Source organism: Mangrovimonas spongiae (assembly GCF_003944795.1).
GTDB classification, from domain to species: domain Bacteria; phylum Bacteroidota; class Bacteroidia; order Flavobacteriales; family Flavobacteriaceae; genus Mangrovimonas; species Mangrovimonas spongiae.
On the sequence record NZ_RWBG01000001.1, the window covers coordinates 683,994 to 699,702 of the forward strand.

10 protein-coding genes are annotated in these 15,709 nt (G+C 34.3%); 5 read left to right on the forward strand and 5 right to left on the reverse strand.

Features of this window, described 5'->3' with window-relative positions; all coding sequences use genetic code 11:
* Nucleotides 1-108 precede the first annotated feature (108 nt).
* Nucleotides 109-1,293, forward strand: a complete 1,185-nt coding sequence (locus tag EJA19_RS03165; protein WP_125466884.1) for a Pycsar system effector family protein — start codon at nucleotides 109-111, stop codon at nucleotides 1,291-1,293.
* Here EJA19_RS03165 and EJA19_RS03170 read toward each other — a convergent pair.
* The 3 genes from EJA19_RS03170 to EJA19_RS03180 all read right to left on the reverse strand — a co-directional run bounded on the left by EJA19_RS03170 (nucleotide 1,290) and on the right by EJA19_RS03180 (nucleotide 7,379).
* The gene (locus tag EJA19_RS03170; RefSeq protein ID WP_125466885.1) at nucleotides 1,290-3,686 is read right to left on the reverse strand and encodes a GAF domain-containing protein; all 2,397 of its coding nucleotides are present in this window, start codon (nucleotides 3,684-3,686) and stop codon (nucleotides 1,290-1,292) included. The two genes, EJA19_RS03165 and EJA19_RS03170, sit on opposite strands and share 4 nt — an antisense overlap.
* A gap of 88 nt (nucleotides 3,687-3,774) precedes the next feature.
* Nucleotides 3,775-6,213: a glycoside hydrolase family 2 TIM barrel-domain containing protein gene (locus tag EJA19_RS03175; RefSeq protein WP_125466886.1), complete on the reverse strand. Its 2,439-nt coding sequence runs from the start codon at nucleotides 6,211-6,213 to the stop codon at nucleotides 3,775-3,777.
* Nucleotides 6,214-6,215: 2 nt separating this feature from the next.
* A complete protein-coding gene (locus tag EJA19_RS03180; RefSeq protein WP_125466887.1) occupies nucleotides 6,216-7,379 on the reverse strand; it encodes a glycoside hydrolase family 53 protein in 1,164 nt (387 codons plus the stop codon).
* Between the two features lie 115 nt (nucleotides 7,380-7,494).
* Between EJA19_RS03180 and EJA19_RS03185 the strand changes: the two genes are divergently transcribed.
* From EJA19_RS03185 to EJA19_RS03200, 4 genes are read left to right on the forward strand one after another with little or no spacing between them, the layout of a single operon-like run.
* Nucleotides 7,495-8,493 carry a GntR family transcriptional regulator gene (locus EJA19_RS03185; protein WP_125466888.1) on the forward strand — a complete coding sequence of 333 codons (999 nt, stop codon included), beginning with the start codon at nucleotides 7,495-7,497 and terminating at the stop codon, nucleotides 8,491-8,493.
* The gene (locus tag EJA19_RS03190) at nucleotides 8,493-9,359 is read left to right on the forward strand and encodes an aldose 1-epimerase (protein ID WP_125466889.1); all 867 of its coding nucleotides are present in this window, start codon (nucleotides 8,493-8,495) and stop codon (nucleotides 9,357-9,359) included. The genes EJA19_RS03185 and EJA19_RS03190 overlap by 1 nt, the downstream gene beginning before the upstream one ends.
* Nucleotides 9,356-10,504 carry a galactokinase gene (galK, locus tag EJA19_RS03195; protein WP_125466890.1) on the forward strand — a complete coding sequence of 383 codons (1,149 nt, stop codon included), beginning with the start codon at nucleotides 9,356-9,358 and terminating at the stop codon, nucleotides 10,502-10,504. The genes EJA19_RS03190 and galK overlap by 4 nt, the downstream gene beginning before the upstream one ends.
* Nucleotides 10,505-10,513: 9 nt before the next feature.
* Complete coding sequence (locus EJA19_RS03200; RefSeq protein WP_125466891.1) at nucleotides 10,514-11,542, forward strand: UDP-glucose--hexose-1-phosphate uridylyltransferase; 1,029 nt, start codon at nucleotides 10,514-10,516, stop codon at nucleotides 11,540-11,542.
* 73 nt (nucleotides 11,543-11,615) lie between these two features.
* On the opposite strand, the gene EJA19_RS03205 is transcribed toward EJA19_RS03200, so the two are convergent.
* Nucleotides 11,616-14,492, reverse strand: coding sequence for an alpha-amylase family glycosyl hydrolase (locus EJA19_RS03205; protein ID WP_125466892.1), 2,877 nt, complete (start codon nucleotides 14,490-14,492; stop codon nucleotides 11,616-11,618).
* A gap of 85 nt (nucleotides 14,493-14,577) precedes the next feature.
* Complete coding sequence (locus EJA19_RS03210; RefSeq protein ID WP_125466893.1) at nucleotides 14,578-15,708, reverse strand: SusF/SusE family outer membrane protein; 1,131 nt, start codon at nucleotides 15,706-15,708, stop codon at nucleotides 14,578-14,580.
* Nucleotide 15,709: the final 1 nt, after the last annotated feature.

Below are 15,709 nucleotides of genomic sequence, written 5' to 3' on the forward strand. Positions count from 1 at the left end.
GTTTTTCTTTCAAAAAAAATTACTTTTACTGTAATTTGAAAGTTTTCAACTTAAAAATAGACAAAACTTTTCAGAAATCATTTGTCATCATAAAATCAAACTACAATCATGACTACATTAGAGCAACAATCACTCGATTTTGTGTTTAACCTTTTTAAAACTAAACTTTCTAGCACATTTTTATACCATAATTATACGCATACCGAACGCGTTTTAAAAAGTGTTAACGAAATAATAGAAGCCGTAGGGTTGAGCGACGATGAAAAGCTAATTATTAGGTTAGCGGCCATTTTTCATGATGTGGGGTATGCTACTTCTACAAAACAGCATGAAAAAGAATCGGCCAAGGTTGCCAAACGTTTTTTAGAAGACAAGAAGGTGTCTTCTGAGATTGTAAGTGGTGTTACGCGTTGTATTTTGGCAACTTGTCTTGACGAAGCTCCAACAACGTTATTAGAGCAAATTTTGTGTGATGCTGATACCTCGCATTTTGGCAAAAAATACTTTGAAGAAACAAGTGAGTTGTTAAGAAAAGAGTTTGAAATTCAAGACGTGGTTTATTATACACATGATGAATGGTTGGAGGAGAATATTAAAATGTTGGCTGAAAAGCATAAATTTTTTACTGAATATGCAATTAAAAATTGGCAGCCACAAAAGGAGAAAAATTTAACCGATTTAATTAAGAAAAAGAAAAAGAAAGCCGAGCGTGTTGCTAAAGAAAAATTACGAGCTAAGTATAAAAAAGAAAGCCCGGAGCGAGGTGTGCAAACCTTTTATAGAGTAGCACTTAGAAACCATATTAAATTAAGCGATATTGCTGATACAAAAGCCAATATTTTACTATCAGTAAATGCTATAATTATATCACTTATTATTTCAAACTTACTGTCAAAATTAGATAATCCATCTAATGCATATTTAATTTGGCCAACAGTTATTTTTGTGTTATTTAGTTTAATTTCTATTGTGTTATCTATAATCGCTACACGACCTAATATTACTAGAGGTGAGTTTACTAAAGAAGATGTGGAAAACAAAAATGTTAACCTCACGTTTTTTGGAAATTTTCATAAAATGAAACTTGAAGAGTTTGAATGGGCGGTTAACGAATTACTGCAAGATAAAGATTATGTGTACAGTTCCTTAACTAAGGATTTATATTTTTTAGGAAAAGTTTTAGATAGAAAATATAGAATACTTAGAATAACCTATTCTATTTTTATGGTAGGAATTGTTGTATCTATATTAGCTTTTGGAATTTCGTTTAATATCATGCAAGGTGGTCATTAAGCTTTTATAACCTGCATTAAATCATCGTAATTATAATATGCTTTAGAGCCGTTTTTTGAAGTGTTTTTTAAGGTGTTTTTATACAATATACCAACTTTTATAGCTTTAAGTCCTGTAACACCTTGTAGATCTTCTAGTTCTACTATTTGAACGTTTTTATCTAACATGTTTTTATGCTGAAGAAACTTTACATAGCGTAAATATTCTTCTTCATCTTCTTTTTGAGAGTAAACAATAGAAAGTTTTCCGGGCTCGGTAATACGTTGATTGGTGTTTTTTACAAAAGCTTTGTCAACACGCTTTTTTACCACTTCGTATCTGGCATTATACGTACCATCAACATCAAATTTCTTTTCGTCCATTCTAAACCTAATAGACATTGGTTGATTAAAAACTAAAATTAAAGAAGCTACATTTAGTGGTACCAAGAAATCTTCTTTTTTGTTGTAAAATTCGTTTTCCATTTCGCACATAACCTGCATTTGCCACAAACGCAAATTATAAAGATAAATATCGCTAAAACTATCTTCTCTTGTTATAGATTCACCAATATACATGTTGTGCTCTACACCATCGGTTTTAAAGCGCTCAAAGAAATGTGGGTACATTTGTTGGGCATCTTTTTGGCGTTTGTCTAGAAGCCTTGACATGGAGCGGTTAATAACTTTAACGGTATCATCAAACTGTTTTCTATGGTGATAAAATACCTTTAAATCTGTATCTATTTTTGATTTGTAATTATAAATAGCATTAGATAAAGAAGTATCATTTTCAAGAAGTAAACCTAATAACGGATAAACATCATGTTTTAAAAACTGACCAATTTGATGCTCGCTGTCAACTTTAAAGTTGTTGTTTAAAAGTTCAAGATATTCTTCAGTTTGAAATAATACCTGCTCGTAAACAGGCATACTGTTAAACTTGTAAGCTTTTTTAAGTAGCGAAACCGTTTCTTTTAATTGCTTTTTTAAATCTTGTTGTGTGGCTTGATTTCTGGCGTTAGAAGATCCTTTAATATCGATCTGTCCAAATAAAGGATATACATTTCTAAAGGCAATCTTTTCAAACGTGGTATTTTTATTTTGATAAATATTATTATTTATAAAATCTATGGCAGCTTTTCTAAAACGCCAATGTACACTGGGGTGAATAGAGGTGCATTCTTGTTGTATAACAGCATCAACCAAATGTTCGTGAGCATTTTTTGAGCGTTCAACGGCGGCAACAATATAAGGCATAACTTCATTAAGTTTATTGGCGTTTATACTGTTAAGAGCTCTTGGGGTATATGAGACTAACTCTAAAATCCCCATGAGGCCATTTTCATTAGCAATTGGTGCAAAAATAGCACTTTTAATACCTTGTTCGTGTAAGGCTTTAATGTAGGAAATTTTACCTCTAGATCGGTGATATTGTAAATCAACATCAGAGATAGCAAAAAGCTTTCTGTCTTTTAGTAATTTTTCATAGCTATTATTACATAGTGCATCGAGACAATGCTCTTTTTCAAAGTCGTTAATAATATAACTGTGAATATCTTCACCAAAAAACCTTTCAAAAGAATCTTCTTTTTCATCGTATAAGGAGAAGCCTACATTAATGTCTTTAATTTTATAAAATGCCCTGAAAACGTCTTCAAAATCTGAAATAAAACTCGCGTCTTTTGGGTTTTCAATTTTGATAAGGCTAGATTTAATGTTTGAAATAGATTGGTCGTCTGTCATATCAAACATGTTTGATATGACAAATCCCTTCATAATATAGCTATGCGGAGGGAACTTTTCTTTCCAAAGGTCTATATTGTCAAAATTATCAAGCAGTAAGCTAATGTCGTCTTCAGATAAATCAGGGGCTTTGTCTGTTTTTATGATCTCTGTAAAGTCGGCGTTATAAGTTATTTTATAATACCTAATTACGCCATTTTTGTCTGGGATTTTGTAATAGAAAGGTCTTTTAAAATTAAGGTCGAAATGGTAATGATATTTTAAAATCGCCGCGCATCCAACAATATAAAACTCTTCATTTGGCATGTTGGTAATGGTAGGCGTAAAGTTATCTCCAGCATCTTTTATAATATCTTTAAAGCGTTGCGAAGACCTAAATAAAACATCGCAAAATGGTAGTCCTGCGGTTTTAATTTCATTTTGAGTTAACAGGTCGCTAAACGAATCCTGAAGGATTTCATTAATATCTTCAGAAAACGTTTTTATTAATTTGGTGTCTGTAAATCCTTCTCTAAGTTTAGGGTTCTTTTCAGCAATTTTCAATACAGCCTTTGCGCGTTGCGAACTCAAGGTATTTTCGCTTGATGCAAGGCGCTCGTATTGGTCCAGGAGTTTACCAAAACCAATTTTTAAAAATAAAGGCGATTCAAAATCTGTGTTTAAAGACATAATGCAAAATTAATTAAAAAAATGCTGATATGCCTCTTTAGACGAAAAAGTCCTTAAAACGTTACATGTTGATGTTTTATAATATAACTTATTGTACTGATTTTAATTCAACTTTTGCAGGCTGCAAGCCATCTCCTGATACCATAAGTGAAATATTACCAGTTTCTTTTGTAGATTGTACTAAAACAACAAGTTTTCCACTAAATAATTTCATAGTTGGTAAATGAAACATCTCTAGTGATGTGGCGTCACCATTACAGGCAGCACGATAAACACCTTTGCCGTCAACTTTAAATTTTAGTTGATTAGTAGCTGTAGGACACGGAATACCATTTTTGTCGACTACCGAAACCGTTACAAAGGCAATATCTTCGCCATTGGCTTTTATGGTTGAGGTGTCAGGCTCCAAAACCAATTGATGTGGTTTTCCAGAGGTTTTTATTTCTTTTTCCGCTGCTGGATTACCTTGATCATCAAAAGCGATAACTTTTAAGGTTCCAGGTTCGTATGTAACGTCCATCCACATTAAACGATAACGGTGTTGCGGTGAACTATTATTTTTGGTTTGAACGCCCAAACTTTTTCCGTTTAAGAACAATTCGGCGCTATTGTAGTTTGTGTATACAAAAACAGGTGTGGTTTTTCCTTCGCGACCTTCCCAATTCCAGTGTGGTAATATATGAAGGGTTTTGTCTTTGGTGTTCCATCGGCTTCTGTATAAATAATAACGGTCTTTTGGTAACCCAGCTAAATCGTTAATGCCAAAATAGGAACTTCGTGAAGGCCAAACTTCGTCGTATGGTGTTGGTTCGCCCAAATAATCAAAACCTGTCCAAACAAATTCGCCTAAAACCCAAGGTTTGTTATCTTGTAAGATAAAATCGTCTTCTGGAAGATTTGACCAGCTGCAATATTCCAAATCGTAAGATGACGATTGATAATCGTCGTGCTGCACCATACTCCCTTTTTCAACTGGGAAATGATAAACGCCACGTGAACTTACGGTTGAAGCTGTCTCGGAGCCTAAAATAAATCCTTGCGGGAAACGCTTGTAAGCGTCTTCGTATAAATGAACGCGATAATTTAAACCGGGAATATCCATAATGGCGCCAAAACCAGATTCCATAACGGCCTTTACTTGATCCATACCTACGGTAACTGGGCGTGTTGGGTCTTCACGATGAAAAATATCTTGTAACCATTTGGCGCGTTTTACACCTTCGCTTCCCCATTGGTCTGGAACTTCGTTGCCAGAACTCCACATTATAATGGATGGGTGGTTTCTTGTAGCTCTTACCAAATTCACAACATCTTTTTCGGCATAGTCGTCAAAATAAAGATTGTAACCATTTTTTACTTTTGTTTTTTTCCATTCGTCAAAGCTTTCGGCCAAAAATAAAAAGCCCATTTCGTCACATAGTTCCAGTTGTTCAAACGAAGGCATATTGTGGGAACTGCGTATGGCATTGACCCCCATATCTTTTAATATTTTTAATTGACGCCTTAAAGCTGATTTATTAACGGCTGTTCCTAAAGGGCCTAAATCGTGATGTAGGCAAACACCTTTAAATTTAGTTGGAATACCATTCAAGTTGAATCCAGACTCTCTGTCATATTTAATATCACGAATTCCAAATTTTGTGGTGACTTCGTCTTTTAGGATATTACCAGCGTATAATTTTGAAACAGCGGTATATTGATATGGGTTTTCAGTGTCCCATAAAACAGGATTGTTGACAGCAATATTTTGTTCAAACTGATTGCCAAAACGCGTTGAGGTTTCGTTGGAATTAACTTTTTTTCCATTGGCATCAAAAATAGTGGTGATTAACTTTAGGTTATCTCCCGTAACATTGGTTTTTACATTTACTTGAGCAATTTTATCAGTGATATTGGGTGTTGTAATAAAAGTTCCCCATTGATTAATGTTTTCTTGGTTTTTTACAATCACGCGCACATTTCTGTATAACCCAGCACCAGGATACCACCTTGAAGATAAACCATTGTTATTTAGCTTTACAGCTAGGGTATTGTTTGTTGCTTTTATATGTTTAGAAATATCAAAATAGAAATAAGCATAGCCATATTTCCATTCACCTATTTTTTTTCCATTGATGAAGACTTCAGGTTCGCTCATGGCGCCTTCAAAAAGAATTAAGACTTTTTTATTTTCATTGTAATTAGGAATATCAAATGTGTTTCGGTACCAAGCTTCACCTATGTAAGGTAAAGCACCTGTTCGCCCTGTTTTTTCAGTAGCTACAGTTTCTCCGTTTTGAACAATCGCTACGTCTTGTTTGTCTATTTCTTTGTCAAAAGGACCATAAATTGCCCAATCGTGTGGTACAGTTACAGATTCCCAATTGGTGTCATCATAGCCAATTGAAATAGCGTTTGGGTGACTTCCTTTTTGGAATTTCCATCCCTCTTTTAGGGTGATGATTGCTCGAGTAGTCGTGTTGCTATCTGTTTTAGAACATCCAAAAAATATAAATAGTACTATGAAAAGAAGGCTTCTGTATATCATTATTAATTGTCTTGTGAACCGTTGTAAAATTGCATTCCTAAAGTGGCTTGATTATTATGGTCGAAAAGTGTGGCGTTGTCCCAATGCGAGCCTTGTCCCCATTGTGTGGAACAGCTGGTAGATACCCAGGCAGGTTCCCAATACACAATGCCTTCGCCACCAGCATTTTCAACTATAGATTGCAGTTGGTTTAAATAGCCTAATTGCCCTTGTTGTGTAGCAGAATAACCAGATACCAAGGCATCGTTACTTAAAATGTTGCCTGCGCTGTCATTATCTGTCATAGTAAATGGGTAGGCTGTTTCAACAATCATTAAACGTTTGTTGTAAGTGTTTATTAGAGTGCTAAATGCTGTACCAACATTGTTAAGGTTATAGTCGCTCCAAATAGGATAATACGAAAGTCCAATCCAATCATAATCGGTTATACCATTATCCGTAGCTTGCTCAAACCACCATAACCCATTTTCGGGTTGGGCGATGTGCAGCATGACTTGGATATCTTTATTTTTTTCGGTTGAAATATTTCTAACAGCTTCAATACCTTTATTGATTAAGTGTGCGTTTCGTTGCCAATCTATAGGCCAAACCAGTTCACCTTGTTGTAAAATCATTCCGTTAATTTCGTTCCCAACTTGTACAATTTCGGGTAATAAATTGTTGTCTGATAATTCTTCTAGTGTATTGTAGGTATAGTCGTAAAGTAGCTCCCCTAAAGCTTCTGTATTATCAATTTCGCTTAACCAAGCTGCTGGAATTTCTTGTTTACTAGGATCTGCCCAAGTATCGGAATAATGAAAATCCAACAATACGTCCATTCCTTTCGCTTTGGCGCGTTGAATGGTTGTTTTTACATCTTCAAGGTTTGAGTAATTGGTCCAAGTTGGGTTATGCCAAAGGCGAACACGTACCAAGTTTGTTCCTGCTTCTTGAAAAATGGTATAGGGGTCTTTGGTATTACCATTAGCATCTTTATAAGTGGCACCGCAATCTTCCATTTCATTAACATAGGATAAATCGGCACCGTAATAGAATGACGTTTCGATAGGTGGGTTTGGATCATCGTCTGTTGAGCTAGTGTTATTTGAATTATTGCTATCCGAAGAACACGCAATAAAAGACAATATAAACAAGGCAATTATGTGGATGTTGCTGAGAGATTTCATAATAATTAATCCTTTAAATCATTAAATTGTGTAAAAACAGTTGTGTATTATGCGAATTTAAAATTTTTTCTTCAAAAACCCTACTAGTACCTACCAGTTTTTATATCTTTGTATTATGAGTATTATTTCGGTTTCAGAAAAATTGGGTGTGCCAAAATACAAGCAGATAGTATCTTCGATAGAAGATGGACTGTCTAGCGGATTACTTAAAAAAGGCGATAAATTACCATCTATAAATAGTATTCGGAATAAATTTGATTTGTCTCGAGACACCGTTTTAATGGCTTTTAACGAGTTAAAGATGCGTGGTATTGTCGAGTCGATTTCTGGAAAAGGCTATTATGTAAAAAGTGAAGATATAGGTGTTAAACAAAAGATTTTTTTGTTGTTTGATGAATTAAATGCTTTTAAAGAGGAGTTGTATTATGCTTTTTTACAAGAATTGGATGACGACATTCAAGTCGATATTTTCTTTCACCACTTTAGTTTTAATGTATTTCAAAAACATATTTACGATAGCATAGGCAATTATAATTATTATGTTGTAATGCCTGCAAACTTACCAGATACTCATTTAGTCTTGGATAAATTACCAGAGGATAAGGTGTATCTTCTTGATCAAACATCAAAAGAGTTAGCACATTTTCCATCTGTTCATCAAAATTTTGAAGAAACAATTTTTAGTAATCTTAAGGATGCTTTTCATCTCATTGAAAAATATGAGAAAATAACCTTGTTGTTTTCAGACATAAAACAGCCAAAAGGGGTGATAAGCGGTTTCCAGAAATTTGAGAAATCGGTAGATTTTCCTTGTGATATTATAGACTCGTTAAAGTATAGAGACATAAAAAAAGGTGAAGTTTATGTGGTTTTAGACGATCGTGATTTAATTTTTTTAATTAAAAAAATCAAAGAACAAAACTACAAGGTTGGTGAAGATGTAGGTATTATATCGTATAACGACACGCTTTTAAAGGAAGTTGTAGAAAATGGGATTACGACTATTTCAACCGATTTTAAAACTATGGGAAAACGATTGGCACAAATGCTTGCCAATAATGAAAAACTAAATGTAGAAAACCCCAACACATTAATTATTAGGAACTCATTATAATGATAGATAACACCGAACATATAAAAACGATAGTTTTAAAAAACCAAGAAGCTAATACTTATGCCGAAGTAGATCTATCTTTTGGTGCTGCCTTAAAAAATCTTGTTTTACAAGGGGAAACTATTATTTCAAAACATAATAAAAAGCCCTTTGCTTCATCGATTTTGTTTCCTTTTCCAAACCGTATTAAGAATGGAGAATATAAGTTTAATGATGAGTTGTATCAATTGGAAAAAGGGTCACCCGATATCGATTCGCATAATGCCATTCATGGGTTGGTGTTTAATAAAAATTTCACGATTGAAAGGCAAACTGAAAATGAAATTGCCTTAACCTATTCGCAACAAACACTAGAAAAAGGCTTTCCTTTCACGTTTGATATTTCGGTTACATATACATTGACAATGTCGGTATTTCATATAGAAGTTGTAGTGGTAAACACCGATAGTAAGGCGTTTCCATTTGCTTTAGGTTGGCATCCGTATTTTGAAACGTCAAATTTAGAGAATAGTGAGTTGGCAATAAAAAGTACTGAAAAATTTTTAGTTGATGATAGAATGATTCCTAATGGGAAAACGGCAATCAATTGGAATGACTTTGAGACAATAAACAATCAAGCATTTGATGACTGTTTTAAATTGTCTTCAAATGAAATTCAGCTTAAAACACCAGATTATCAAATTAAAATAAGCAGTTCGTCCAAAAATAATTATTTGCAGCTGTATACGCCAGAAGACCGACAATCTATGGCCATAGAGCCACAAACAGCACCAGCTAATTGCTTTAATACACAAGAAGGACTTCAAATACTGCAACCAGACGACGTTTATAAATTACAATGGACCGTTGAATTAGAAGGCAAATGAATACAGAATTAACAGCTTATATAACAAAACAATTTCAGGAGAATTTTGGTGAAAATCCATTGATTATACATTCTCCTGGACGCATTAATTTAATAGGAGAACATACCGATTATAATGAAGGATTTGTGTTTCCCGCAGCTATAAATAAAGGTATTGTTACGGCTATTGGTAAAAGCAATAATTCAACTTGTAAAATTGTTGCTAGCGATTTGGAAGAAACCTATGAGTTTGCATTAAATGACATAAAGCCCATTCCAAATGGTCAATGGCGTAATTATATTATTGGTGTGGTAGGAGAATTGCAAAAGCGTGAGATTAATATTAAGCCTTTTAATGTTGTGTTTGGAGGTGATATTCCTAAAGGTGCTGGATTGTCATCTTCTGCAGCCTTAGAAAACAGTATTGTTTTTGGTTTGAATGAATTGTTTCAACTGGGATTAACTAAAGAAGAAATGATAGACATTTCCCAAAAAGCCGAACACAATTATGTTGGTGTTCGTTGTGGTATTATGGATCAATATGCTAGTATGTTTGGTGAAAAGGATCGCGCTTTATTGCTAGACTGTAGAACATTACAAGCTAAAACTTATCCTTTGGAGTTTAATGATTATCAAGTGATGTTAATAAACACAAACGTAAGTCATAATTTGGTAGATGCCGAGTATAATGATAGAAGAGCCGTTTGCGAGAAAGTAGCTTCCTTATTAAATGTTGATTTTTTAAGAGACGCTACAGAAGCAACTTTAGCGACTATTAAAAATCAACTCTCAGAAAGCGAATATCAAAAAGCATTATATGTTATTCAAGAAAATAAACGTGTTCTTGATGCTGGAGGGTTCTTGAAAAAAGGAGATATTAAAGGCTTTGGCGATTTGTTGTTTAAAGCACATTATGGGGCGCAACACCAATTTAAAATAAGTTGTAAGGAATTGGATTTTTTAGTTGAACAAGCAAAAGAAAATCCAAACGTTATTGGTGCAAGAATGATGGGTGGTGGTTTTGGAGGTTGTACCATAAATATTATCAAAAAAGCAGCTGTAAATACATTTTCAACCCTTATTTCTAAAACATATAAAACACAGTTTAATAAAGATTGTTCTATTTATTTTGTTGAATTATCGCAAGGAACGCACCGTATAAATTAAAAATTAGTTATGGAAAATATCCAAGAATACTCACATAAACGTTACAACCCATTAACAGGTGAATGGGTGTTAGTCTCGCCGCATCGTGCTAAAAGACCTTGGCAAGGGCAGGAGGAAGAACCTAGTAAAGAACAACGACCGTCTCATGACCCAACTTGTTATTTATGTGCAGGAAATAAGCGTGCCAATGGAGAAACAAATCCAGATTATAATGATGTTTATGTTTTTGTAAACGATTTTTCAGCACTTCAAAAAGATTCTAAGCAGTTTACAGTTAACGATGGTTTAATTAAAGCGGAAGCCGAACAAGGTATTTGTAAAGTGATTTGTTTTAGTCCTGACCATTCCAAATCTTTGGCCGATATGAACGTGAAAGATATTCAAAAAGTAATTCACACTTGGCAAAACGAATATGTAACGTTAGGAAAGCAGCCTAATATAAATTATGTGCAAATTTTTGAAAATAAAGGTGCTGTTATGGGATGTAGTAATCCGCATCCACATGGTCAAATTTGGAGTCAATCAACTTTGCCTAATGAAGTTGTAAAAAAAGATAATCAGCAAAAAGCATATTTTAAAACGCATCAAAAAACCTTGCTTCAAGATTATTTAAAGCAAGAATTAAAACTTAAAGAACGTCTTGTTTTTGAAAATAGAGCGTTTGTGGTTTTAGTGCCTTTTTGGGCTGTATGGCCTTATGAAGTGATGATTGTTCCTAAACAACCACAAGAAGACATAACCAAATTACCACGGGAAGAAACTATTTTGTTTGCCGAAGCTATTTCAGTGTTAACTAAAACTTACGATAAGTTATTTAACACATCTTTTCCTTATTCTAGTGGAATTCATCAAGCACCAACAAATGGCGAAGATAACGACCATTGGCATTGGCATATGAGTTTTTATCCGCCCTTATTACGTAGTGCTACTGTAAAGAAGTTTATGGTAGGTTACGAAATGTTTGGCATGGCACAACGTGATATAACCCCAGAAACCGCCGCAAAAACATTAAAACATTTAGCCGATAATTTATATTAATAAGAAACAAAAAGCTTCAACGTATAGTTGAAGCTTTTCTTTACTCAAGACAATAATTGTTTTTAAAGTTTGCTTAGAACTTTACAAGCTTAGTGGTTTTTATAGCTCCTGAGTTGTTTTGTGCTTTCACGATATATAAACTTTTAGCAAGATTGGAAATATTGAAGGCGTGATTTTTTGAGAAATTGCCGTTAAATTCTTGTACAATTTTTCCATTTAAGTCTATAATCTTTACATTATTTACTTCTGTGTTTATATAAAACGCATCGTTTGCTGGATTAGGATAAATAGAAAGTGGTTGTTGTCTCACATCGTCAATACTTAATGTAGATGTGGCATTACCATAAATTCTAAATTGTCCAGCAGGAATACTTATCGTAGCGGTTGTACTAGTCACGTTAATTGAAGTGTTTCCTGTTTCGTCCATTAAATCGTACCAAGTTCCTGTATAAGGGAAATCTGGAACAATATTTTGGGTGGTTACGCCAAAGTTGGCCAAAATCACAACATTTTTTAATTCGTTAGCAGGAATATTATCATCCCAAATATAAATTCTAGGTGTTGTATTGCCAGAGTTTATAGCGTAATCGCCTTCAAAAACAGCTTCGTTAATTTTTAAATAGTTTAGCCTTGCCCAATCGTTATAAATTTGACTTCTATTGGCATCACTTAACCAGTTATTAGTCCATTGCGGCTGTGGTTTTGTACTTAATTTACAATCGCCATCATTGTTGCCGTCGTAGTCGGTGTTTACAGAGCCATTATCACAAGTCCAAATAGAAACATCCATACCTAAATCGGCAAAATGCCAAATCATTTTTGGTCCTGGAATAGTTAAAGAAATAGCACCAATAGACGACATTCTTTCTAGAGCCGTGTTTAAGTTAGTAACATCGTATCCGCCACTACTGTTTCCAAATTGAAGCATTTCGTACATAATACGGTCTTTATCGTGACTTTCTGGATAACCAAGTGCTCTTTTTTCTGTAAAACCATTTGCTACGTTGCCCATAGCGTTGATGTTTCCTGAATTTCCTTGAGCAAGGTTTTTATAATCGTTCCATATTTCTTTCCACATCATAATACCTTTACCTTCATTTATACGGTAATTGGCCCATTGTTGTTCTTCGGAAGTGCCTCCAAGATGCTCAAAAATTACATAATGATCAGGATCTAAACTCCAGCTATAATCTGCATAAGATTTTAAAACATCTACACGATCTTGTTGATAAGAGTTCGTACAGTTTTCATCACTTTCAGAACAGTTTTGTGTAAATCCTTTGGTTAAATCCCAACGGAAACCGTCAATATTGAATTCTTCAATCCAATGCTTAACAACACGTTGTACATAATATTGTGTTCTGGATTCTTGGTGATTAAAATCGTTACCTACGTTGTAACTGTGTCTAGGTGTTTGATTAAAATAAGGATTTTCGCTACTTGGTCCGCCCCAGCCATCGCCATCGGGATCGTCCATCCACATTCTAACCATTGGGTTTCTACCAAAAGCGTGATTTAAGGCGACATCTAAAATAACAGCAATATCGTTTTGGTGGCATACATCGATAAACTCTTTAAGTTTATCCTTTGTTCCATAAAATTTATCTAAAGCCATATGAAATGACGTATTATACCCCCAACTTTCATTCCCTTCAAACTCCATAACAGGCATTAATTCAATAGCATTAATGTTAAGATTTTTGAAGTAATCAATTTTGTCGATTAAATCTTGGAAGTTTCTGTCGCTGTCAAAATCACGAATAAGAACTTCGTAAATAATAAGGTCTTCTTTTTTTGGTTTTTGAAAATTGGTTACTTGCCAATTATATGGTATTTGTCCAGTTTTTAAAACCGTAACTTCGCGTTCTTGCCCTGTGGGATAAGAAGGTATGTTTGGATAAGTAGTTTCTGGAATCCAAGGATCATCGTAAGGTGATAATACAAGTGTGGAAAATGGATCAGCCGTTTTAACTAACTTTGGAGAGCCTGAAACAGGAGATATGGCACCTACCCAATATTGGTATGTATAATTTGTTTCTGGTGTTAACCCTGTTAATTCAACCCAAAACTTTCCTGTACTAGAGTCTTTTTTCATTGCATGAGATGCTGTAGGCTCCCAATTGTTGAAGCTACCTGCTATATAGACGAAGTCTTTATTTGGTGCATCTAATACTAAAGTAGCTTTTGAATTATCAACTTCGTCATAATTTATACCATTTTCTAAATCAGCTGGCATATCTTCAGTATTACTATTGTTTACAAAAATTGTAAATACTTTAGTGATTGTAGAACCATTTTGAGTGATTACTAATTCGCAATATTGATTTTCAGTTAAACCACTAAATAAATAACCGTTATAAAAAGTAGTATTGTTTTGGGTATGGACACTTACTCCATTTGCAAAAAGCTCATAGTTTGCAGGGCCTCCAGAGTTTTGTGCCAAAATTTGAGTGCCACCACCATTATCTACTACTATAATTCCATTAGATGAATTGGAAGGATTAATCATGGTAACTTGGAAAGTTCCTACATTGAAGAAAAAATCGGTACACCCACTTGCTTTCATTTCTTCAGTACCATCTTCATTTCTAAAAACTAATCCCATTTTAGTTGCTTGAGATGCTTCGGAAGTAGATAATGAAAAATAAGTCTCAGGTGTAATACTAATGCTCCAAGTTCCATCTTGGTTATCGGTCATTTCTCCTATGCCATCATCTTCTCCCCAATTACCAATAACATTAAACCCCCAAGGATCACTGTCATCACCAATACCAGCATGCATATATACTTTTGTAGGATTATTAATGCCATTACAGTCAGTATCTGAGCTGTTTAAATCAACAGTTATATTTATGGACTCATCAACTTGAAATGGAGACGGAGCTATTGTTACCTGTGAGTAAGAAACTGCATAGGCAAACAGAATTAAAATAAGTAATTTTTTTTTCATATTGTTTTTTTAAACAATAAAAGGTCATGTGGAAAAACCTCATAACCTTTTATTTTCATAATAATATTATAATTTAGATATATTCTTATTCTACTGGGATTAAAATATAACCACCATCTAAATCATTAAACCAAATGTTATAGATGCCTGCTGTTACAGGGATGTTGGCACCATCTAGAGTTCCAAAACCACTTAAGGGAGTATTATTACCCCAATTGGTAGCCCAATCGTTTTCAGCTCTAAATTTCATTTCACCATCACCTATTTCAACGTCATTCATGTACCAGATATGAGGGTCAAATGTAGATTGCGTCATGTCAGTGTCTGCGTCCCATCCGCCTACAGTTGCATCACCAATAATGCCTATTGTTGTATAGTCTGTAGCGGCAGAAGCATCATACGTATCTAATGTATATGTCATAGCATCTGTATCTAATGTAAATTCATAATATCCACTATCGGTAATTGGGAAAGCGGTAGGGTCGCTCCCTGTACCATCGTTTACAGCAGCTTCACCTGTACTGGCTCCAACACCCCATTGAGGTTGCCATTGTCCTAAGACTTCTAATAGTTTAAAGCCTTCTCCGCCACCAACAAAATAGCCTCTAAAAGTGTACATATTTTCATTATCAGCATGTCTTATTATTGCAGGGTTATTATTGTTTTCACTCCATCCAGGTGCAGTTGCATCACCTACTAAATATAAATCTTTTAGTACTGGTTCAACAGTTTCGTCTCCTCCAATTAGAACTAGAGTTAATGCTTGAGATTCTGAAGTTAATTCAATGTCAGAGTCAGATCCAACATAGGCTCTTACTCTAAAATATACCTCACCTGTATCTGGCATATCTTCCGTATCAGGATCGTTATCTAAACCAGCTTCTTCTGCGTAGTTTAGTAAGTCACCTATTGTAACTGCGTACTCATTTGCGGAGGTTGTTCCAATAATTTCCATGTCGCTAAAATCACCAGTTATAGATTTCTGGATATCATAGCTAACATTTGTTTGAACATCAAAATTAGCATTGTCCCAAGTAAATCTTTCACCTAGATTGCTTGAAGTAGCAGTAGTTAAAACATATTCAGATGAGAATGAGTTTGTAAAAGAAAAGTCTCCTACAGGTTGAGCTATGTAAGATAAGTTATCATCATCTTGACATGAATAAAAGCCAAGTAAGCTCAAAAAAAGTAATGTTAAAATTTTTATTTTTTTCATC

Coding starts and splice junctions, on each gene's coding strand:
- galK (WP_125466890.1), top strand. CDS start 9,356: ATGAATACAGAATTAACAGCTTATATAACAAAACAATTTCAGGAGAAT.
- EJA19_RS03210 (WP_125466893.1), bottom strand. CDS start 15,708: ATGAAAAAAATAAAAATTTTAACATTACTTTTTTTGAGCTTACTTGGC.
- EJA19_RS03205 (WP_125466892.1), bottom strand. CDS start 14,492: ATGAAAAAAAAATTACTTATTTTAATTCTGTTTGCCTATGCAGTTTCT.
- EJA19_RS03180 (WP_125466887.1), bottom strand. CDS start 7,379: ATGAAATCTCTCAGCAACATCCACATAATTGCCTTGTTTATATTGTCT.
- EJA19_RS03170 (WP_125466885.1), bottom strand. CDS start 3,686: ATGTCTTTAAACACAGATTTTGAATCGCCTTTATTTTTAAAAATTGGT.
- EJA19_RS03200 (WP_125466891.1), top strand. CDS start 10,514: ATGGAAAATATCCAAGAATACTCACATAAACGTTACAACCCATTAACA.
- EJA19_RS03175 (WP_125466886.1), bottom strand. CDS start 6,213: ATGATATACAGAAGCCTTCTTTTCATAGTACTATTTATATTTTTTGGA.
- EJA19_RS03185 (WP_125466888.1), top strand. CDS start 7,495: ATGAGTATTATTTCGGTTTCAGAAAAATTGGGTGTGCCAAAATACAAG.
- EJA19_RS03190 (WP_125466889.1), top strand. CDS start 8,493: ATGATAGATAACACCGAACATATAAAAACGATAGTTTTAAAAAACCAA.
- EJA19_RS03165 (WP_125466884.1), top strand. CDS start 109: ATGACTACATTAGAGCAACAATCACTCGATTTTGTGTTTAACCTTTTT.